At 73.2% G+C, this 19,056-nt stretch carries 19 protein-coding genes and 1 pseudogene; 9 read left to right on the forward strand and 11 right to left on the reverse strand.

What is annotated here, in order from left to right:
- Positions 1-4: 4 nt before the first annotated feature.
- The 4 genes from AMK27_RS35265 to AMK27_RS35280 are packed head-to-tail and all read right to left on the reverse strand — an operon-like array spanning position 5 to position 6,226.
- Positions 5-1,291, reverse strand: a complete 1,287-nt coding sequence (locus AMK27_RS35265) for a phospholipase D-like domain-containing protein (RefSeq protein WP_107425747.1) — start codon at positions 1,289-1,291, stop codon at positions 5-7.
- 10 nt (positions 1,292-1,301) lie between these two features.
- A complete protein-coding gene (locus AMK27_RS35270; RefSeq protein ID WP_073917563.1) occupies positions 1,302-2,762 on the reverse strand; it encodes an MFS transporter in 1,461 nt (486 codons plus the stop codon).
- 40 nt (positions 2,763-2,802) lie between these two features.
- Positions 2,803-3,996 carry a lipid-transfer protein gene (locus AMK27_RS35275; protein ID WP_073917565.1) on the reverse strand — a complete coding sequence of 398 codons (1,194 nt, stop codon included), beginning with the start codon at positions 3,994-3,996 and terminating at the stop codon, positions 2,803-2,805.
- Positions 3,997-4,009: 13 nt separating this feature from the next.
- Positions 4,010-6,226 carry an acyl-CoA dehydrogenase gene (locus AMK27_RS35280; RefSeq protein ID WP_073917566.1) on the reverse strand — a complete coding sequence of 739 codons (2,217 nt, stop codon included), beginning with the start codon at positions 6,224-6,226 and terminating at the stop codon, positions 4,010-4,012.
- A gap of 92 nt (positions 6,227-6,318) precedes the next feature.
- On the opposite strand from AMK27_RS35280, the gene AMK27_RS35285 reads away from it, so the two are divergent.
- Complete coding sequence (locus tag AMK27_RS35285; protein WP_073917926.1) at positions 6,319-6,705, forward strand: hypothetical protein; 387 nt, start codon at positions 6,319-6,321, stop codon at positions 6,703-6,705.
- A gap of 14 nt (positions 6,706-6,719) precedes the next feature.
- On the opposite strand, the gene AMK27_RS35290 is transcribed toward AMK27_RS35285, so the two are convergent.
- Positions 6,720-7,301 (reverse strand): hypothetical protein, encoded by a 582-nt coding sequence (locus tag AMK27_RS35290; protein ID WP_079188690.1) that lies wholly within the window; start codon positions 7,299-7,301, stop codon positions 6,720-6,722.
- Positions 7,302-7,408: 107 nt separating this feature from the next.
- On the opposite strand from AMK27_RS35290, the gene AMK27_RS35295 reads away from it, so the two are divergent.
- A complete protein-coding gene (locus AMK27_RS35295) occupies positions 7,409-7,834 on the forward strand; it encodes a DUF4259 domain-containing protein (RefSeq protein ID WP_073917568.1) in 426 nt (141 codons plus the stop codon).
- On the opposite strand, the gene AMK27_RS35300 is transcribed toward AMK27_RS35295, so the two are convergent.
- Genes AMK27_RS35300 through AMK27_RS35310 form a run of 3 tightly spaced genes read right to left on the reverse strand, consistent with a single transcriptional unit; the run spans position 7,827 to position 9,287 of the window.
- The gene (locus AMK27_RS35300; RefSeq protein WP_073917570.1) at positions 7,827-8,264 is read right to left on the reverse strand and encodes a hypothetical protein; all 438 of its coding nucleotides are present in this window, start codon (positions 8,262-8,264) and stop codon (positions 7,827-7,829) included. The two genes, AMK27_RS35295 and AMK27_RS35300, sit on opposite strands and share 8 nt — an antisense overlap.
- Before the next feature lie 2 nt (positions 8,265-8,266).
- Positions 8,267-8,479, reverse strand: coding sequence for a DUF397 domain-containing protein (locus tag AMK27_RS35305; protein WP_073917571.1), 213 nt, complete (start codon positions 8,477-8,479; stop codon positions 8,267-8,269).
- Complete coding sequence (locus AMK27_RS35310) at positions 8,439-9,287, reverse strand: helix-turn-helix domain-containing protein (protein ID WP_073917573.1); 849 nt, start codon at positions 9,285-9,287, stop codon at positions 8,439-8,441. The genes AMK27_RS35305 and AMK27_RS35310 overlap by 41 nt, the downstream gene beginning before the upstream one ends.
- Before the next feature lie 84 nt (positions 9,288-9,371).
- Here AMK27_RS35310 and AMK27_RS35315 point away from each other — a divergent pair, with 84 nt between their 5' ends.
- Both AMK27_RS35315 and AMK27_RS35320 read left to right on the forward strand, forming a co-directional pair.
- The gene (locus AMK27_RS35315; protein ID WP_073917574.1) at positions 9,372-9,779 is read left to right on the forward strand and encodes an ATP-binding protein; all 408 of its coding nucleotides are present in this window, start codon (positions 9,372-9,374) and stop codon (positions 9,777-9,779) included.
- Between the two features lie 46 nt (positions 9,780-9,825).
- Entirely contained in the window at positions 9,826-10,458 is a 633-nt protein-coding gene (locus AMK27_RS35320) for a class I SAM-dependent methyltransferase (protein ID WP_073917576.1), read from the forward strand.
- Between the two features lie 109 nt (positions 10,459-10,567).
- Here the strand turns inward: AMK27_RS35320 and AMK27_RS35325 are convergent, their stop codons facing one another.
- Positions 10,568-12,604, reverse strand: a complete 2,037-nt coding sequence (locus tag AMK27_RS35325) for a hypothetical protein (protein ID WP_241847693.1) — start codon at positions 12,602-12,604, stop codon at positions 10,568-10,570.
- A 161-nt stretch (positions 12,605-12,765) separates the two neighbouring features.
- Here AMK27_RS35325 and AMK27_RS35330 point away from each other — a divergent pair, with 161 nt between their 5' ends.
- The 4 genes and pseudogenes from AMK27_RS35330 to AMK27_RS35340 all read left to right on the forward strand — a co-directional run.
- Positions 12,766-13,665 carry an N-acetylmuramoyl-L-alanine amidase gene (locus tag AMK27_RS35330; RefSeq protein ID WP_073917578.1) on the forward strand — a complete coding sequence of 300 codons (900 nt, stop codon included), beginning with the start codon at positions 12,766-12,768 and terminating at the stop codon, positions 13,663-13,665.
- Positions 13,666-13,774: 109 nt separating this feature from the next.
- Positions 13,775-14,623 carry a DUF5336 domain-containing protein gene (locus AMK27_RS35335; protein ID WP_198955994.1) on the forward strand — a complete coding sequence of 283 codons (849 nt, stop codon included), beginning with the start codon at positions 13,775-13,777 and terminating at the stop codon, positions 14,621-14,623.
- Between the two features lie 123 nt (positions 14,624-14,746).
- The coding region (locus AMK27_RS43840) for an LLM class flavin-dependent oxidoreductase (RefSeq protein ID WP_241847694.1) at positions 14,747-15,037 on the forward strand (291 nt) is incomplete at its 3' end.
- A 1-nt stretch (position 15,038) separates the two neighbouring features.
- A pseudogene (locus AMK27_RS35340) lies at positions 15,039-16,024 on the forward strand (LLM class F420-dependent oxidoreductase); the annotation flags it as partial.
- Positions 16,025-16,030: 6 nt separating this feature from the next.
- Here the strand turns inward: AMK27_RS35340 and AMK27_RS35345 are convergent.
- Positions 16,031-16,591 (reverse strand): hypothetical protein, encoded by a 561-nt coding sequence (locus AMK27_RS35345; RefSeq protein WP_073917583.1) that lies wholly within the window; start codon positions 16,589-16,591, stop codon positions 16,031-16,033.
- Positions 16,592-16,838: 247 nt separating this feature from the next.
- Here AMK27_RS35345 and AMK27_RS35350 point away from each other — a divergent pair, with 247 nt between their 5' ends.
- Positions 16,839-17,843, forward strand: coding sequence for a helix-turn-helix domain-containing protein (locus AMK27_RS35350; RefSeq protein WP_073917585.1), 1,005 nt, complete (start codon positions 16,839-16,841; stop codon positions 17,841-17,843).
- A 232-nt stretch (positions 17,844-18,075) separates the two neighbouring features.
- On the opposite strand, the gene AMK27_RS35355 is transcribed toward AMK27_RS35350, so the two are convergent.
- Complete coding sequence (locus AMK27_RS35355) at positions 18,076-18,909, reverse strand: DUF2690 domain-containing protein (RefSeq protein WP_073917587.1); 834 nt, start codon at positions 18,907-18,909, stop codon at positions 18,076-18,078.
- Positions 18,910-19,056 lie beyond the last annotated feature (147 nt).

Raw genomic sequence — 19,056 nt, forward strand, 5'->3', positions numbered from 1 at the left:
GCGGCTACAGGCCGGCGAGCGCCGCCGCGCGCTGGGCCTCGAAGTTCTTCACGTACGCGTCGAAGACCGGGGTGTCCTCGTACTTGAGCAGCGTCTCGTCGTTGTACTTGAGCGCCGTCGTCGTGTAGGTGTGGCTGCCGGTGAAGACGATCTTCTTGTCCGGGCCGCCGTTGTACGTGCCCTCGACCAGCAGGTACTTGGTGTGGGAGTCGGAGCCGCCGCGCTTGTCGTTGTCGAGCTGGTGCAGGGTGATGCGGCCCTTGCCCGTCACGGGCCTGGTCAGCCAGTTGGCGACCTGCCCCATGGGCGTGTCGTCGGCCGTCCAGTTGTCGAGCGACCGGTAGACGATCTCGATGTCGCACCCGGCCTGGGCGAGTTCCCACAGCTTCCTGGCCACCTCGGTGCGGGTGATGTGGCCCTGGGCGATGCGGATCTTCGTACGGCCGTCCGGGGTGCCGAAGCCCGCGGAGTTGCCCGTGCAGGAGTCCGGGGTGGCGACCGGCGCCACCGTCGCGAGGATGTTGACGACCGTGTCGGTGCTCGACCGCGGGAAGAAGTAGACCTTCGCCTTGCCCGCCTGGGTGTCGTGCGCGTAGTCCGCGACCTGCGGCGCCTGCCCGGCGGCGGCCGCCGCGAGGTCGTCGGCGTACCGGGTGTACGCGGCGAACAGCTCCGTGTTGCCGACGACGGTCAGCGCGTCGTTCCACCAGTCGTCGGTGTCCTGGCTCGTGAGGTTCCCGGAGCCCTGCACGACCACGTCGTCGACGAACACGTCTCCCTTGCCCTTGGTGCGGGAGAAGAGGAAGAACTTGTTGTGGTTGACGTTGTCGTACGTGCCGTTCGGGTCCGCCGCCGTGGTGCCCGGGTCCAGCGCCAGGCAGGCCTCCTCCGGCTTGCAGGTCCGCACCCAGGAGCCGGGGCTGCCCGCCGGGTCCGCCAGCCGGGTCTTCAGCGTCTCCAGGCCGGTGGACCTGCTGTCCGCGTCGACGACGACCTGGACGGTGACGCCCCGCTTGTGGGCGTCGCCCAGCTTGTTGGCCAGGTACACGGAGTGGAAGAGGTACAGGGAGATCCGGATCGTCGACCCCGACTCCGCGCCGTCGACGAGCCCCGCCAGGTGGGAGAGGATGCGTCCCCGCGCGGAGGCGTCGGTGCTGTTCGGGTCGTTGAACACGGGGCCGGTGGTGACGGCCAGGACCGGTTCCGCCGAGGCCGACGGTGCGACGAGGAGGGACGCGCCGACGGCCAGCGCGGTCACGGAGGTTCTGATTCTGTTCTTGATCGATATCACCCGCGCATTGTCACCCGCGGGCGGTCGCCGTCCTCGCCTGCCGGGGGAGCCAGAGGAGCATCAGCGCCGCCGCCCCGACCAGCACGCCCGTCGCCACCCGGAAGGCCATCGCGTACCCGGGGACGAGGGACGCCGGGTCCGGTGCGCCCGGGGTGGCGGCGGGGGTGGCCGCGGCGGCGATCGTCGAGAGCACCGCGAGGCCCAGCGCGCCGCCCATCGTGCGGGAGGTGTTGACCAGGCCCGAGACGAGGCCCGCGTCGGACGGGGCGGCGCCGGAGGTGGCGAGGGCGGCCAGCGGGGTGGTGGCCAGGCCTATCCCGGCCATCATGAGGATGCCCGGGCCGAGGATCGTCCCGAGGAACGTGCCGTCGGCCGTGAGGGTCGACTGCCAGGCGAAGCCCGCCGCCCCGACGAGGGCCCCGGCCACGGCCAGGTTCCGCGCGCCGACGATCGGCATCAGGTACGGGGCAAGCTTGGAGCCCAGGACCACGCTGAGGGAGCTGGGGACCAGGGCGAGACCCGCCTGGAGCGGGGTGTACGCGAGGACGCTCTGCGCGTAGGTGGTCATGAAGAACCACATGCCGAAGGAGGCCGAACCGCACAGCAGGATCGACGCGTTGGCCGCCGACACCGCGCGGTTGCGGAAGATCCCCAGCCGCATCAGCGGTTCCGCCGTGCGGGCCTCCACGACGACGAACGCCCCGAGGAGCACCAGCCCGCCGAGGAGGGTGAGCAGGGTCGCCGGGGCCGTCCAGCCCGCCTCCTCGGTCTGGACGATGCCGTACGCCAGGGTGGCGAGCCCCGCGGTGACGAGGACCGCGCCGGGCAGGTCGAGGCGGCGGCCGGCGCCGGTGCGGGACTCGCGGAGCCAGAGCAGCGCGCCCGCGAGGACGACGACGCCGACGGGGACGTTGATGAGCAGGACCCAGCGCCAGGACAGCAGGTCGACGAGGACGCCGCCGACGAAGCCGCCCGCCGCGCCGCCGGCCGCGCCGACCGCGGTCCAGGTGCCGATGGCCCGGGTGCGGGCGGCTCCGGCGGGGACGGCCGCGGTGATCAGGGTCAGCGTGGCGGGCGAGAGGACGGCCGCGCCGAGGCCCTGCGCGGCGCGGGCGGCGACGAGTTGCCAGCCCTCCTGGGCGAGGCCGCCCGCGACCGAGGCGGCGGTGAAGAGCCCGAGCCCGAGGAGGAACATCGCCTTCCGCCCGTAGAGGTCGGAGGCGCGTCCGCCGAGCAGCATGAAGCCGGCGAAGGCGATGGCGTAGGCGTTGAGGACCCATTGCAGACCGAGCGCCGAGAGTCCGAGGTCGGTCCGCATCGACGGCAGCGCCACGTTCACGACGGAGACGTCGAGGACGACGAGGAACTGGCCCGCGCAGGCGGTCAGGACGACCGCCCAGGCGCGGGGGGCGGGTGGGGAGGGGGTGGCGGAGGTCGTCGGTGCGGAGTCGGTCTGCGGCATGGATGTCATGGTCGCAGACCGCATCCGCCCCGTACATGGGGAGATGGTCCTACGACCTGCGCAGCAGGGTCACCACCGCCGCCCCGCCCAGGCCGATGTTGTGCGCGAGCCCGACCCGGGCCCCCGTCACCTGCCGCGGCCCCGCCTCGCCCCGCAGCTGCCAGACGAGTTCGGCGGCCTGCGCCAGGCCGGTCGCGCCCAGCGGGTGGCCCTTGGAGATGAGGCCGCCCGAGGGGTTCACGACCCAGCGGCCGCCGTACGTCGTCGCGCCGGACTCGACGAGTTTGCCGGAGGCGCCCTCCTCGCACATGCCGAGCGCCTCGTACGTGAGGAGTTCGTTGATGGAGAAGCAGTCGTGCAGCTCGACCACGTCGACGTCCTCGATGCCGAGCCCGGCGCGGTCGAACGCCTGCCGGGCGGCGGCCCGGGACATCGGCCGGCCGACGGCGTCGATGCAGGAGCCCGAGGCGAAGGACTCCTCGGTGTCGGTGGTCATCGCCTGTCCGGCGATCTCCACCGCCCGGTCCCGCAGCCCGTGCTCGTCGGCGAAGCGCTCGGAGACGACGACGGCCGCGGCGGCGCCGTCCGAGGTGGGCGAGCACTGGAGCTTGGTGAGCGGCCGGTGGACGGTCTTGGCGGCGAGGATCTCCTCGACCGTGTAGACGTCCTGGAACTGGGCGTTGGGGTTGTTCGCCGAGTGCCGGTGGTTCTTGGCGCCGACGGCCGCGAGCTGCGCCTCGGTCGTCCCGTACCGCTCCATGTGCTCGCGGGCGGCGTTGCCGAAGATCTGCGCGGTGGGCGGGCTCGCCTCGAAGCCGTGGCCGGCGGCCATGATCCCGTAGTGCCGGGCGACAGGCGAGGTCGTGAAGTCCCCGGCGCCCGATCCGCCGCCGAGGGCGCCCCGGCTCATCTTCTCGAAGCCGACGGCGAGGACGCAGTCGGCGATGCCGCCCTCGACGAACTGGCGGGCGGTCATGAGGGCGGTGGAGCCGGTGGCGCAGTTGTTGTTGAGGTTGTAGACGGGGATGCCGGAGAGCCCGAGTGCGTACACGGCGCGCTGTCCGGCGGTGGAGGCCTGGAAGCAGTAGCCGACGGCGGCCTGCTCCACGCGCGCGTAGGGGACTCCCGCGTCGGCGAGTGCGGCGGTTCCGGCCTCCTTGACCATGTCCCAGTACTGCCAGTCCCGGGTCTCGGGCTTCTCGAACCGGGTCATCCCGACGCCGACGACGTACGCCTTGCCCATCTTCGGTTCCCCCTCAGTCTCTCGGCAGGCCGAGCAGCCGCTCGGCGACGACATTGAGCTGTACCTGTGTGGTGCCGCCCGCGATGGTGAGGCAGCGGGACATGAGCAGGCCGTGGACGGCCCGTTCGCCGGGTCCCTCGCGCACGGCGCCTTCCGGGCCGAGGAGTTCGAGGGTGAGTTCGGCGAGCTTCTGCTGGTGGAGGGTCTGGACGAGCTTGCGGACGCTGGCGCCCGCGCCGGGTTCGAGTCCGGACACCTGGAGCAGGGTGGTGCGCAGGCCGATGCAGGCGAGCGCGTGCGCCTCGGCGAGCAGGGCCCCGATCCGTACCCGTACGGAGCTGTCGACCCGGTCCGCCCTCGCGATGACGGCTTCGAGGCCGGTGTCGAAGGCGACCTGGTCGGCCATGTGGACGCGCTCGTTGCCGAGGGTGTTGCGGGCGACCCGCCAGCCGTCGTCGACCTCGCCGACGACGGCGTCGGCGGGGAGGATCGCGTCGTCGAACCAGACCTCGTTGAAGAGGGACTCCCCGGTGATCTCCTTGAGCGGCCGTACGTCGATCCCGGGGGTGTTCCGCATGTCGACGAGGAAGTAGGTGAGGCCCTTGTGCTTGGGGGCGGCCGGGTCGGTACGGGCGAGCAGGATGCCGTGGTGGGCCCACTGGGCGGCGCTCGTCCACACCTTCTGGCCGTTGATCCGCCAGCGGCCGTCCTCGGTGCGCTCGGCTCGGGTGCGGAGGGAGGCCAGGTCGGAGCCGGCGCCGGGCTCGGAGAAGAGCTGGCACCAGAGGCGCTCGCCGCGCAGGGTCGGGCCGAGGTGCTCGTCCTGCTGGGCGGGGGTGCCGTGGGCGAGGAGGGACGGCACGACCCAGGTGGCGATGCCGAGCCCGGCGACGGTGATCCCGGCCTCGTCCAGGGCGCGCTGGACGGCGAGCTGCTGGAGGGGGCCGGCGCCGAGGCCGTACGGCTCCGGGAGGTGCGGGGCGGCGTAGCCGGTGGGGGCGAGGGCGCGGCGGGCGGCGGCCGGGTCGAGCCCGACGGCGGGGGCGACGGCCTCGCGGGCGGCCTCGCGGTACGGGTCGGCCTCGGGCGGCAGGTCGAGCCGGAGGCCGCGGCGGACGCCGGTGGCGGCGTGCCGGAGGGCGTCGAGCCGGTGCCGGTCGCCGGTGCCGAGGAGCTGGCGGGCGACGAGGGCGCGGCGGAGCAGCAGATGGGCGTCGTGCTCCCAGGTGAACCCGGTGCCGCCGAGGATCTGGATGCAGTCCTTGGCGCAGCCGAACGCGGTGTCGAGCGCGGTGGCGGCGGCGAGCGCGGCGGTGAGGGGGCGGGCGTCGTCGTCGCCGGCCCTGGCGGCGTCCCAGGTGAGGGCGCGGGCCTGTTCGAGCCGGACGAGCATGTCGGCGCAGAGGTGTTTGACGCCCTGGAACTGTCCGATGGGGCGGCCGAACTGCTCGCGGGTGCGGGCGTGTTCGGCGGCGGTCTCGACGGCGCGGGCGGCGGTGCCGCAGGCGTCGGCGGCGAAGAGGACGGCGGCGAGGTCGTGGACGAGGGCGGTGTCGAGGGCGAGCTCGCGGGCGGCGGGTACGTGGTGGTTCCGGGCGGTGATCGCGGCGGTGGGGCGGGTGGGGTCGGCGCTCTCGTGGGGCCGGACGGTGAGGCCGTCGGTGTCGACGGCGAGCCAGACGGAGCCGTCGGCGGTGGCGGCGCGCAGGATGACGAGATCGGCCTGGGCGCCGCCGAGGACGGGGGGCGCGGCGCCGTCGAGGAGGTGGCCGCCGGCGGTGCGGACGGCGGTGAGGGTGCCGGGTCCGGTGCTGTCGGGGCCGTCACCGGTCCCGGCGGGCCCCAGTTCCGCACCGGTCCCGGGGAGGGCCACGGCGCCGATCCGCTCCCCGCTCGCGAGGGCGGCGGCGAGCTCCGTCTCCCCGGCCCTGCGGAGCAGTTCGGCGGCGAGGACGGAGGGCAGGTAGGGCCCCGGCAGGAGCGCCCTCGCGGCCTCCTCCACGACCACGACGAGGTCGCCGAGATCGCCGCCCCCTCCCCCGCACTCCTCGGGCAGGTGCACTCCGAGGAGTCCCTGCCTGGCGGCGGCGTCCCAGTAGACCGGCCGTCCGGTGGCGGTGTCGGGGACGTCCAGGTGCTTGCGGACCTCCTCGGGCGGTACGGCGCGTTGGAGCCAGCCCCGGACGGATCGGGCGAGCTCCCGCTGTTCGTGCGTGATGGCGATGCCCATGCGCGGCAGACTAGAACACGTTCCATTCTGACGGAAGGTCAGATACGGGAATGGACGGAGGATCCGGGCCGGGAGTCCTGCACCATGAACTCATGAACATCAGCGACGTCCCGGACGGCGACCCGATCCGACTGCTCATCGGCCACGAGGTCAGCGCCGTGTCCTTCGTGCGCGACTACGTCGAGCTGCACTTCGACGGCCCGGTGCTCCGGTGCCTGGCCGACCCCGTCGGGGTGTACGACGGCAGCGAGTGGCGCTTCCCCGAACCCGGCTCGCTCGACCTCATGCGCAACTACATCGGCGAGACCGTCGACGACTCCGAGCTGGATCCCGACCGGATCATCGCCCTTCGCTTCGGGCGGCACCGCTTCGTCGTCCCGCTGGACGACGGTTCGAGCAGGGGCCCCGAGTCGGCCCACATGATCGGCACGGACGAGACCGGCCGTACGTCGATCCTCGGCGGCTTCTGGGTCTGGTAGCAGGCGGGGCGGAACTACCTTTCCGTGTCGACCAGTTGCGCGTCGACGACCGCGAGGCCTGCCTCCCCCCTCTCGAACAGAGCGAGCAGAGCCGGCAGCCCGATGGGACCGGACACCGGGCCCCCGGCGTGGTCCAGGAGGAGGACCGGCGGCCACTCCCCGTCCCGCGCGGCCGGGACGAAGCCGGTGCTCAGCCCACGCCGCAGCAGGACGACCCGGTCGGCGTCGAGCGGATCCGCCGCCAGCGCGTCCAGCTCCGCGCGCACCTCCTCCGGATGCGACCGCAGGTCGTGTGCGAGCACCTCGCGGCGGGCGAGCAGCGTCACGGTGAGCCGGCCGGCGGTCCGCTCGTAGCGCGCGGACAGGTCGTCCCGGAGCAGATAGAAGACCCCTTCCTCACCCTCGTGCCCCCGGTTCAGGAGGAGAAGCGCCAGGCGCTCACCGGGGTCGGCGGCGGCCTGGTCGAGGTCCAGGATCACCTCCTGCCCCTCCGGGTCGAGCGAGGGGACCGCCCCGATCCACATCCGGGGAGAGTCGCACGCGCCGTCCGCGCCCCGCGTGTCGCCCTGGTCGGCCAGGTCTTCGTCCGTCGTCATGACCGGGATCCAAGCACAGGCCACCGACACCGGAAGGGCGTTGTCAGTGGTGCCTGCCACTCTGTCGGTACAGCGGAACGACCGCGCACGGAGAGAGCGAGCACGCCATGGGCACCTGGGACATCGGCCCCTTCGACAACGACACCGCCGCCGACTTCTCGTACCGGGTGGACGAGGCCCCGGCGGAGAAGAAGGCCGAGGTGCTGCGCACGGCCTTCCGCGAGGTGATCGACACCGGCGACGCGTACCTGGACGCGGACCTGGCGGACGAGGCGATCGCCTCGGCGGCCCTCCTCGCCGCCCAGTGCCCCGGCGGCGACCCCGTCACCACCTCGTACGCCCCGAAGGAACCCCTGCCGACCCTCCCGGCCGACCTGCGCCCGCAGGCCGTGGCGGCCCTGGACCGGATCCTCACCGAGCCGTCCGAACTGCTCGAACTCTGGGAGGAGTCGGACGGCGAGGAATGGAAGGCGGGCGTGCGGAAGCTGGTGGCGGTCCTGGCCGCAGCGGACGGCGACCGCCCCGTCAGCTGACCCCGCGGGAGGCGGATCCCCGCCACGCGAGGACCGCGCTCGTGACGGTCGCGGTGACGGCAGTGACCGCGAGGACGAGGAGCCCCGGGTTGACCCACCACGGGACGACCTCGATGCCGTGACACACCAGGCTCACGGGCAGCGCGCTGCTGGAGTCCGGGGAGTCCATGATCCCCACGCCGAACCAGCACGCGTCCTCCGGCTGGAGGAACGGCATGTACGAGAGGCCGTACAGGTGCACCGCACCCCCCGCGAGGTAGGCGAGCCCCGCGACCCAGGCGGCCTTCCTGGCGGGCGTGCGGCGGCGCCGGGGCGGCGGGAGCGGGGGCAGCTCGTCGCCCCGGCGGGCCCGGACCAGCCCGACGTACGTGATCCCCGCCCAGGCCGGCAGGCCGATGGCGAGGATCATCGTCCCTATGAGGGTCGCCATGATCAGCGACCGCCGATACGTCCCTCGGCGGCGGCCGTCACGAAGGCCGTGAATGCGGCGGGGGTGGCGAGGAAGGCGGGGCCTTCGGGGTTCTTGGAGTCACGGACAGCGATGTGGGCAGCCAGGTCGGCGACCTCGATGCACTCACCGCCGTTGTCCCCGCTGTACGAGGACTTACGCCAGCTCGCTCCCGCCAGGCTCCGGTTGGTCTCCATAGTGTTCCTCCATGACGCGGGTGATCAGCGTGGTCGAGTCCTCCACCGACAGAGCGGCCGCTCGCAGGTGATCGTAACGGAGCGACCCCTCCCTGAACGCGGCCGAATCCACGGTCATGTGCCCCTGGACGAAGTCCTCGGTGTAGACGAGGTCGGGGTCGCTCTCGAAGCGGAGGAGAGTGAACGAGCCGTGCGAGCCCGCGTGCGCACCGACCTCGAAGGGAAGGATCTGGATCTTCACCCACTCGCGATCCTGCATCCCCAACAGGTGGTCGAGTTGCTCCCGCATCACCGTCCGCCCGCCGACCTCCTGGTGCAGCGCCGCCTCGCTCAGGACGACCCAGAACAGCGGCGGGTTCTCGCGGTCCATGATCCGCTGGCGCTCGATGCGGGCGGCGACCATCCCGTCGAGATCGCTTTCGACCCTCGCCCCCATCAGGGCCCGGGCGTAGCCCTTCGTCTGGAGCAATCCGTGCACCACCTGCACCTGGAACGAGCAGAGGTACGTCGCCCGCGCCTCCATGTCCGCGTACGGCCTGAACCACGACGGCAGTTGACTCTTCAACACCAGCCCCACCAGCCGGGTGAAGAGCCCGCCCGTCATCAGCGCCGCGTCGAGCCGCTCCGAGAACTCCCTGGTCGGGACCTTTCTCGCCGTCTCGACCTGGCCGACCAGGGAGCCCGTGCAGAAGAGGACGTCCCCGAGCTGCGACTGACTGAGCCCCGCCTCCTCTCTCAGGCGGCGGAGTTCGTATCCGTAGTAGTCCAGTGGCGAAGCACTCGGATCCAGGCTGCGGATGTTGACCACGGCGAGGTCACCCCCAAGCTCACGCGGTGAGGCGTTGTGTTCAGGCCGTAGCCGAGCGTAACGAACGCCACCCACTCTGGTGGCATGAATCAGGCAACAGACCTCTACCCTGCGGCACTTGCGACGAGCTACCGCATGCGGTTCACCGTCGGTGACCACTCCGCGGGTCACATGCGCCGCATCCTCCGCATGTTCCTCACGCGGTGGGAGCTCGACCGGCTGGCCGACTCCGCGGGCCTCGCGCTGACCGAGCTCGTCGCCAACGTCGTCCGGCACGTGCCCGGCCGGCGTTGCGCGGTGCTGATCCTGCGGGAGCCGTACGGCCTCCGGGTCGAGGTCGCCGACGGCGTGCCCGGGGCCCTGTACGCGAAGGCGGCCGGTCCGCTGGACGCGGGCGGGCGGGGGCTGGTCCTGGTGGAGGCCGTGACGGACCGGTGGGGGGTCGACGAGCGGGCCGACGGGAAGACGGTGTGGTTCGAGTGCGACGCGTAGGGCACGATGGGCGCCGTCAGCCGCGTACCCGCCAGTAGGAGTCACCATGTCCGAGCCCGCGCCCGAGATCCTCGCCGCCTTCGAGGCCGCCAAGGGCTTCATGCCCGTCGGTGAGGGGCTCGCCCTGTACGCGGCGGCCACGGAGGCCGCGAAGCTCGGGCTGCCGCTCCTGGAGGTCGGCACGTACTGCGGGCGCTCCACGATCCTGCTGGCCGACGTGGCGCGGCAGGCGGGGACCGTCGCGGTGACCGTGGACCACCACCGGGGCAGCGAGGAGCAGCAGCCGGGGTGGGAGTACCACGACGAGACGGTGGTCGACCCCGAGGTGGGGCTCATGGACACCCTGCCGACGTTCCGGCGGACGCTGCGCAAGGCGGGGCTCGAAGAGCACGTGATCGCCGTGGTGGGGCGGTCGCCGCAGGTCGCGAAGGTGTGGGGCGGACAGCTCGGGTTCGTGTTCATCGACGGCGGGCACACGGACGAGCACGCCGGCAACGACTACGAGGGCTGGGCCCCGAAGGTCGCCCCCGGGGGCCTGCTGGTCATCCACGACGTCTTCCCGGACCCGGAGGACGGCGGCCAGGCGCCGTACCGGATCTACCTCCGCGCGCTGGAGTCGGGGGACTTCGAGGAGGTCTCGGTCACGGACTCGCTGCGGGTGCTGCGCCGCCGGGGCTGAGTCGCGGGGCTGAACCTCCGGGGCCGAGCCGGGGGCCGGAACGCCGACGGCCGCCCCCTCGGAAGGGGACGGTCGCCGGGTGACGCGTGGCGGGGTCCGGAGACCTGGGTCAGAACCCCGAGGTCACGTACAGGCAGTTGGTGTAGCTGTAGCCCGGTTCGATCTTCGCCTTGCTCGACTTGGTGTCACCGGCCGTGGACGTGCCGGTGGAGACCCGCTTCTGGAGGAAGTGGTAGTCGCCGGCCGGCAGCAGCAGGGTCGCCTTCGGGTACTTCGAGGACGGCCCGGTGCAGGCCTTGATCTTCTTGGAGCCCGCGAAGATCGGGCTCGGGTACTTGGTGCAGGTGCCGCACGCGTTCAGCGTGACCTTGCCGGTCAGCGGGCCGGTGTAGAGCAGCTCGACCTCGCCGGGGCCGTCGTTGCTCACCACCATCACCATCCGGGTCCCGCCGGGCGCGTCGGCCGGGGGCAGCTTCCCACCCGCCGCGGGCTCCTCCTCCGCGATCTCGGCGGCGATGGCGATGGAGCGGGCGTGCGCGGCCTGCGGGCTGCTCGGGTAGTCCTTCGCGTACGCCGTCATCGTGTCGAGGGCGGCCTTGAAGTCCTTGTTCTTGAACTGGTAGGTCCCGCAGGCGAAGTCGCCCTTCTGGACCGCCGCGTCGGCCTGGTCCGCGGCGCCCTCGACCGACGGGTCCGTCATGCCGTCCAGGGAGGCGCTGATGGTGTGCAGCTCCTTGGTGCTGGCGCAGGGGGTGCCGCCCCCGGCGAGGGCGTCCGTCCGGGTCCTGATCGACGCCTCGAAGGCCGGCGCGACCTTGGGCGCGTACGACGACTTCGGGAAGGTCTTGAGGAGTTCGTTGAAGCTCTCCCTGGGATCCGGTTCGTAGGTCGCGTTGCCGATGCCGGCCGCCCCGCACTCGTAGAGGGAGTGGGCGAGCGGCTCGTCGGTCTTGGCCGGCCGGGTGCCCAGGAGGTCCTTGTCGACGGTGGCCGGGAGCCCCCGCAGATAGGTCAGGCGCGGGATCGCGTCGCAGTACACCTTGTCGGCGTACGGCTTGGAGATCGTCGCGAAGTAGGTGTCGAGGCGCGCGGGGACGAGCTTCCCGGCACGTGAGCCCGCGTGCTCCTCGGCGAGCTTCTCGTACTCGCCGAGCGCCTTGCGGAAGGTCGGCTCGGCCGTGGCGAAGCCGAGGCCGTCGGCCGACTTCACGAGCTCGTCGGCGGCGGCGAGGCGGTCGAGCAGGGCCTGCTCCTTCGCCTCGTCGCGGGCCGCCCCGTACGCGAGCGAGCCGCCCGCGGGCACGGCGAGCAGCACGAGGGCCAGCGGCAGCGCGAGGCGGCGGAAGGACGCGCCGATCGGGAGGGTCGCGCGCAGGCCGCGGCGGGCGCCGTCCGCCGCGACGGCCAGGAGGAAGACGCCGTAGCCGACGAGGAGCCCGGCGGGCACGCCGTCGACGTCGGCGGGCAGGGCCAGGAAGAGCAGGGCCGCGGTGGCGATCCAGCAGAGCGCGGCGCCGACCCAGTTGCGCAGGAGGACGTAGCCGAGGCCCAGGCAGGAGAGGTTGAGCAGGCCGATCAGGGCGGCCTGGGCGCCGTTCGCCTCGCCGCGCGGCTGGGCCGGCGGCTGCCCGCCGTCGCCGGGCGGCGGACCGTAGCCGGGCGGGCCGTAGCCGGGCGGCGGTCCGAAACCCGGCGGGGCGCCGGGGGGCGGCGGAGGCGCGCCGGTGCCGGCCCAGCCGGGCGCGGTCGGGGGCCCGGCGGCAGGAACCGGGCCGGGAGCGGCGCCGGCGGCCCCGGGGCCCGGCGCGGCCGCCGCGCTCGGCGGCGGGTCGGTCGGCGGCGGGTCGGTCGGCGGTCCGAAGCCCGCGGAGGGCCGCGCCTCCCAGGGCGCGGGCGCCACGGGCCCGGCCGGAGGGCCCGGGTCGTGCGCGGGCCGGTCGGCGGGCCGGTCCGCGGCGGCGGACCGCAGTATCCGGGTCGACGGGTCGAGCGGCTCCGCCTGACCGGGCCGGCCCGACGGGCCCGCTTGATCCGGCCGGTCCGATCGGCCCGGCTCGCCCGGGCGGCTCGATCCGCCCAGGGCGCCGTCCCGCACAGGCCGGTCGGACGGCTCGGGACGTGCGTCGTTCGGTTCTTCCCCCACCACGGTTCCCCCTCGTGGGTCCATGCGCGGTGACACCCCACCGTCGCCTCTTGCACCTACCCTTCACGGTCTGCTCACACGCGTCCACCGATCCGCGAAGCGGTGACCAAGCTGCGACGTACCCGCTGCGCGTTTCCGTCCCGCGCAGGGCCTAGAGTCGCCGGGTGCCGTACGACCACCGGAAGACCACCCGCCGCACCCGCAGCCGTACCCGCGGCCTCGCGCTCGCCCTCGCCGCCACCGGCTGCTGCGCCGCACTCGCCGGCTGCGGGGCCTCGCAGGCCTCGCCGTCGGACGGGAAGTCCACCGAGAGCCCGGAGGCCGCACCGTCCGCCGCCACCCCCGCGCCCTCCGGGCCGTCGGGGACCGCGAGCGGCCCGGGGACCGCGCCCTCGCTCGCCGGAAGGACCGTCGTCCTCGACCCCGGCCACAACTCCGGCAACTTTCGCCATTCACGCGAAATCAACCAGAAGGTGAACATCGGGACGACCCGCAAGGAGTGCGACACCACCGGCACCTCCACGAACGCGGGATACACCGAGGCCTCCTTCACCCTCGACGTCACCCACCGGCTGCGCGACCTCCTCACGGCACGCGGCGCCGAGGTGGTCCTCACCCACGACGCCGACCGCCCCTGGGGCCCCTGCATCGACGAGCGGGCGAAGATCGGCAACGCGGCCCGCGCCGACGCCGTCGTCTCCGTCCACGCGGACGGCTCCGCCGTCGGCAACCGCGGCTTCCACGTGATCCTGCCCGCACGGGTGCGGGAGGGCTCCGCCGACACCACGAAGATCGTCGGACCCTCGCGCGCGCTCGGCGAGCGGATCGCCGACCGGTTCGCCCGCGCCACCGGAACAGCCCCCTCCAACTACCTCGGTTCCGGTACGGGGTTGGACGTCCGCGACGATCTCGGCGGACTCAATCTCTCAACCGTGCCCAAGGTCTTCGTCGAATGCGGCAATATGCGTGATCCGAAGGACGCGGAACTGCTCACGTCGGCGGCGTGGCGGCAGAAAGCCGCCCAGGGGATCGCGGACGGCATCGCCACCTACCTCGAGGGGTAGAACCCGCGGGCGATAGATTCGCTCCGTACGATGGGGCAGCTCCGTGCCATCCCCCGTGCCATGACCTGAGCGCCACCCCGACGCGACGACCCGACGAAGGACTTCTTACGTGAATATCCGCTCCCTCACCCGAGGCGATGGCGTGCTGATCGGTGCAGCGGTGGTGCTGTTCATCGCCTCGTTCCTGGACTACTTCTCCTACAAGGGCCTCACGATCGACGCCCCGAACGCCTGGGACTCCCTGGGCAACGCCATCGGTGTGTACATGGTGGGCGTCATCGGGGCGGCCCTGGTCGTGCTGAACCGCGCACTGCCGCAGCCCCGCAAGATCGCCGGGATCGACCTCGGCCAGTTCGGCGTCGCCGCGACCGTCGTCACCGCGTGGTCCCTCCTCTGGACCGTCCTGGACCTCGGTGAGGTCGAGGCCGGCGCGGGCCTGATCCTCGGCCTGATCGCCTCCCTGGTCCTGGCCGGCGCCGCCGTGGCCGCTCCGCTGGTCCCCGCCCTCAAGGCCCCGCTGATGAGCGCGCCGAGCCCGCAGACCCCGCAGCCGTACGGCATGCAGCCGGGCCAGCCCGGCCCGCAGGGCGTCCCCGGCGGCTACGGCTACCCGGGCGCGCAGCACCCGCCGTACGGCGGTCAGCAGGACCCGTCGCAGGGTGCGGGCCAGCCGTTCGGCGGACAGGCCGCCGCCCCGCAGCCGCAGGCCCCGCAGCAGCCCGAGCCGCAGGCCCAGGCCCCGCAGGCGCCGTCGGCCGGGGGCTTCGAGCCGTTCTGGTTCGCCGTCCCGGTCGCCCGCCCGCTGTACGCGGAGGACGGCTCGCAGGCTCCGATCGCCGAACTGGCCCCGGGTACCTGGTACCTGGCGGTCGAGCAGCGCGGCTCCACGCTGGTGGCCCAGACGCAGGACGGCCGTCGCGGCGTCCTGCAGGACACCACGGGCATCCAGCGCGGCTGACCCGGCGCAGCGGTACGACCGACGGCCCCCCGTCCGGAAGCACATCCCTTCCGGGCGGGGGGCCGTTGGCGTACAGTCCCCGCATCCACCCGAACTGACGGATCGTCAGAAAGGATGCGGGGCATGCGACTCGGACTCGCCCTCGGCTACTGGGGCCGCGGCCCCTCCCCCGACCGCCTCGACCTCGCCCGCGAGGCCGAACGGCTCGGCTACGACTCGGTGTGGACCGCGGAGGCCTGGGGCTCCGACGCCTTCACCGCGCTCACCTGGATCGCCGCCCACACCAGCCGGATCAGACTCGGCACCGCCGTCGCGCAGATGGCCGCCCGCGCGCCCACGACCACCGCGATGCACGCGCTCACCCTCGACCACCTCTCCGGCGGACGCGTCATGCTCGGCCTCGGCCTGTCCGGANACTGGGGCCGCGGCCCCTCCCCCGACCGCCTCGACCTCGCCCGCGAGGCCGAACGGCTCGGCTACGACTCGGTGTGGACCGCGGAGGCCTGGGGCTCCGACGCCTTCACCGCGCTCACCTGGATCGCCGCCCACACCAGCCGGATCAGACTCGGCACCGCCGTCGCGCAGATGGCCGCCCGCGCGCCCACGACCACCGCGATGCACGCGCTCACCCTCGACCACCTCTCCGGCGGACGCGTCATGCTCGGCCTCGGCCTGTCCGGACCGCAGGTCGTCGAGGGCTGGTACGGGCGCCCCTTCCCCCGCTCCCCGCTGACCGCGACCCGCGAGTACGTCGACGTGGTCCGCCAGGTACTGCGCCGCGAGGGCCCCGTCCGGCTCGACGGGCGCCACCACTCCCACCCGTACACCGGCTCCGACGGCACCGGCCTCGGCAAGGCCCTCAAGCCGATCACCCACCCGCTCCGGGCCGACCTCCCGATCCTGCTCGGCGCCGAGGGACCGAAGAACATCGCGCAGACGCTCACGATCGCCGACGGCTGGCTGCCGCTGTACTGGTCCCCCGAGCGCTGGTCCGAGGTGTACGCGCTGCCCGAGCGCCTCCCGGAGGGCTTCCTCGTCGCCCCCATGGTCCGCGCCCAGGTCTGCGACGACGTGACGGCCGGACTGCTGCCGGTCAAGGCGATGCTCGGCTTCTACATCGGCGGCATGGGGCACGCGGCCCGCAACTTCCACGCCGACCTGATGGGGCGGATGGGGTACGAGAAGGAGGCGCGGCGCGTCCAGGAGCTGTTCGCCGCCGGACGGCGCGAGGAGGCGGTCCTCGCGGTCCCGGACGCCTTCGCGGACGAGATCTCCCTGGTCGGCCCCCGGCAGCGCATCGCCGAACGGCTCGACGCATGGCGGCGGGGTCCGGTGACGGACCTCCTCGTCACGTCACCGGACCCCGCCACCCTCCGCCTGCTCGCGGAGCTCAACACCTAGCGCAGGTCAGCCGCCGCTGAGCTGGGAGGCGCTGGGGACCTTCTCGACGACCTCGGCGCCCGCGCTCTTCCCCGCGTCCTTGACGCTGTTGATGACGTTCTCGAAGGCGCCGACGTCGGCGTCGCCGACCTCGCCCTTGCGGAGCTTCGTCCCGAGCTCCTTGAGCGACTCGATCCCCGCCGTGAGCGGCGCGACCGCCTTCGACAGCAGCGGATCGCCCTTGGCGTTGTTCGTCGCCGCCTTGAGCCGGTTGTACGTGAACGCGCCCGCGAGGCCCGCCTTCACCAGGGCCAGGGTCCGGCCGTCCGCGCCCTTCTTGAACTTGCCCGTGCGGTACGGCTTCACGATCCACTGGTACGTGGCCCCCGCGGCCAGCCCCGCGTTCGCCACGAACCGGGTCTTGGCGAGCTTCTGCTGCTCGAACGTGCCCGAAGCCGTCGGGGTCGCGGAGCCGCTCGCGCTCGCGTCGTCGTCGCTGCCGCAGGCGGCGGTCGTGAGCAGCAGGGCGCAGGACAGGATCAGGGCCACGACACCGCGCGACACGGACCGGGGTACGGATCTGGGCACGACAGGACCTCCCTGGGGGTTGTGGCGCCAGCCTCGCCCGGGGCCCCTGGTGCCGCCACACGAGCGACTCCAAATGGGGCCCGACCCTCGCCCGCACATCCCCTCTTCAGAGAATCCTTGCAGGTCAGAGCCCTGGGACGTCCCTCGGCGTCCCTGGGACACCGTCGTCTCTGGCCCCGCCGCCCGGGCGGCCCGGAGAGTGGAACGGTCGGTCCGGGACGGTTCCGGACCCAGGGGGGTCTGACTCATGGTGACGCGCCGCAGCTGCGACGCAGGCGGAAGATGCCAGTGGTTCTACGCGAGGCCCGACACCCGGCTGAGACCGGGCATCGGGATCTACCGCGGCTTCCGCTCGACGGCCGGAACGCCGCAGGAGCGGCTGGTGGTACCGACGGGCAGGGTGTCCCTGTTCATCGGGTTCGGAAGCGAGATACGGCTCGGCCGCGCGGCCGAGCGGCGGGAAGGGACGGCCCGTCGGGAGGGCGGTGGCAGCTCCCGTGCCTCCACCGCCCTCCCGTCCGCCTCCGGTCCGTCCTCCCGCCTCCCGACCGGTGCCGGTGCAGTCGCCGGCGCCCTCCCGTCCGAAGGCGACGGCGCGGGGTGGGACACCGTGGGCCGCCCCGCCCTGCACACCTCGGTCGTGTCCGGGCTGCACACCCGCGCCCGGGTCCTCGGGCACCAGGGCGACCTGCACGGGGTCGAGCTCACCCTCGCCCCCTGGGCGGCGTACCGCCTCTTCGGCAGCCCCCTCGGTGAGCTCGCGGACGTCCTCACCGACCCGGCCGACGTGCTCGGCCGCCGCGCGCGGGACCTCACCGCCGCCCTGGAGGCCGCGCCGGGCTGGGCCGGGCGCTTCGCCGCGCTCGACGAGACCCTGCTGCGGTGGGCCGCCGACGTCGCTCCGTCCCGCGAGCCGTCCCCGGCCGTCCTCCGCGCGTGGGAGCTGCTGAACCGCAGCTCGGGGACCGTGCCCGTGCGGGAACTCGCCGCCCGCTGCGGCTGGAGCCCGCGCCACCTGGAGAACCGCTTCCGCGAGCAGATCGGGCTCACCCCGAAGCGGCTGGCCCGGATCCTGCGGCTGAACCGCGCGATCCGGCAGCTCACGGCCGGCGGGCGGCCGGCCGACATCGCCGCCGGGTGCGGCTTCTACGACCAGTCCCACCTCAGCCGGGAGTTCACGGACCTGACGGGGATGCCCCCGGGCCGGTTCCTGGCCACCCGGAAGGAGGCCAGCGCCTGGCTGGCGGGCTGACGGGCCGGCTGCCGGACGGGCGGGCCGCCGCGGCGCTGTTCGCTTTCGTCCAATACCCGGGCGCGTCGGGGATGTCAGTCTTCCGTACGGGAATCCCGACGACACGGGGGTGCGTCGGGCTCCGTCCGCACCACCTGCGGAAGGCCCGGCGAGCACGACGCGGAACGGGCACCGCCGCGGGGTTCCGCCGTCCGTACGGGACGGCGGAGCCCGCCGGTCGCGCGTCCCCCGGTCAGTCCTCTTCCTGGCTGGGGATGAAGCGGCCGGTGCAGCTGCGCGCCTTGTCCTTGGGCAGCGCCGCGCAGACCCACACGGAACCGTCGTCCGGGGCCGCGATCAGGGGCGAGTAGACGTCCCTGTCGAAGTGGACGACATCGGCCTGCGCCGCGCCGTCGGAGTTGTTCACGACGACCGTCGCGCCGATCTCGGCGAAGGAGATCCGGCCCCACGCCGCCTGGCAGGCCCGGCTGTAGCGGAGTTCGATGACCAGGTCCTTGGGTATGGACCCGGTGCGTACCGTGACCGCGTCGGCGCCGCAGTTCATCTTCTTGGGGTCCCTGCCCTCGCAGGCGGCCCCCTTGCAACCCGTCTGCGGGCCCGCGACCTTGACGGAGGGCGACGGCTGGGGCGCCGCCGACGTGCTGCCGAGCCCGAGCGTGAACCAGGCCACGAGAGCGCCCCCCACCAGGACCGGTCCGAGCACGGCGGCCCACCGCAGGAAGCGGGAACGACGCCCGCGCGACGGGGAGTCGGCCGTCTCCTGCGCACCGCCCTCGTCCGGCTCGGCGCCCGCGTCCGACGCCTGCTCGGCGCCCTCGGCGCCCTCGGCGCCCGCTCCCGGGCCGCCCCCCGCCTCCCGCTCCGCCTGCGCCCGGTCCCAGAGGCCGAGCAGCTGCGCGGACGGTGTCCCGCACAGACCCGCGAGGCTCTCCACCGCGTGCCGGGGCGGGAACTGCTTCCCGTTCACCCACCGTTCCCACGACGACTTCGCGTAGTGGGTCTTCTGGCTGAGCTGGGCGAAGCTCAGCCCCGACGCCTTCTTCAGGGCGAGCAGTTCGCTCGCCAACTCCTCGGCCGAAGCCTTGGATCTACCGCCGACAGTCCCCGCACCGTCCACTTGGTCCTGCTCTCCCGCATCCCTTACTCATGCCCATGCCAGCCATGAACGGATGGAGTCTAAAGCTCCGGGGAGAACACGATTTGCCATTGCTTG

This window comes from Streptomyces sp. CB02009, assembly GCF_001905825.1.
GTDB lineage: Bacteria > Actinomycetota > Actinomycetes > Streptomycetales > Streptomycetaceae > Streptomyces.

Coding starts and splice junctions, on each gene's coding strand:
- AMK27_RS35270 (WP_073917563.1), bottom strand. CDS start 2,762: ATGACATCCATGCCGCAGACCGACTCCGCACCGACGACCTCCGCCACC.
- AMK27_RS35275 (WP_073917565.1), bottom strand. CDS start 3,996: ATGGGCAAGGCGTACGTCGTCGGCGTCGGGATGACCCGGTTCGAGAAG.
- AMK27_RS35280 (WP_073917566.1), bottom strand. CDS start 6,226: ATGGGCATCGCCATCACGCACGAACAGCGGGAGCTCGCCCGATCCGTC.
- AMK27_RS35285 (WP_073917926.1), top strand. CDS start 6,319: ATGAACATCAGCGACGTCCCGGACGGCGACCCGATCCGACTGCTCATC.
- AMK27_RS35290 (WP_079188690.1), bottom strand. CDS start 7,301: ATGACGACGGACGAAGACCTGGCCGACCAGGGCGACACGCGGGGCGCG.
- AMK27_RS35295 (WP_073917568.1), top strand. CDS start 7,409: ATGGGCACCTGGGACATCGGCCCCTTCGACAACGACACCGCCGCCGAC.
- AMK27_RS35300 (WP_073917570.1), bottom strand. CDS start 8,264: ATGGCGACCCTCATAGGGACGATGATCCTCGCCATCGGCCTGCCGGCC.
- AMK27_RS35305 (WP_073917571.1), bottom strand. CDS start 8,479: ATGGAGACCAACCGGAGCCTGGCGGGAGCGAGCTGGCGTAAGTCCTCG.
- AMK27_RS35315 (WP_073917574.1), top strand. CDS start 9,372: ATGAATCAGGCAACAGACCTCTACCCTGCGGCACTTGCGACGAGCTAC.
- AMK27_RS35320 (WP_073917576.1), top strand. CDS start 9,826: ATGTCCGAGCCCGCGCCCGAGATCCTCGCCGCCTTCGAGGCCGCCAAG.
- AMK27_RS35350 (WP_073917585.1), top strand. CDS start 16,839: ATGGTGACGCGCCGCAGCTGCGACGCAGGCGGAAGATGCCAGTGGTTC.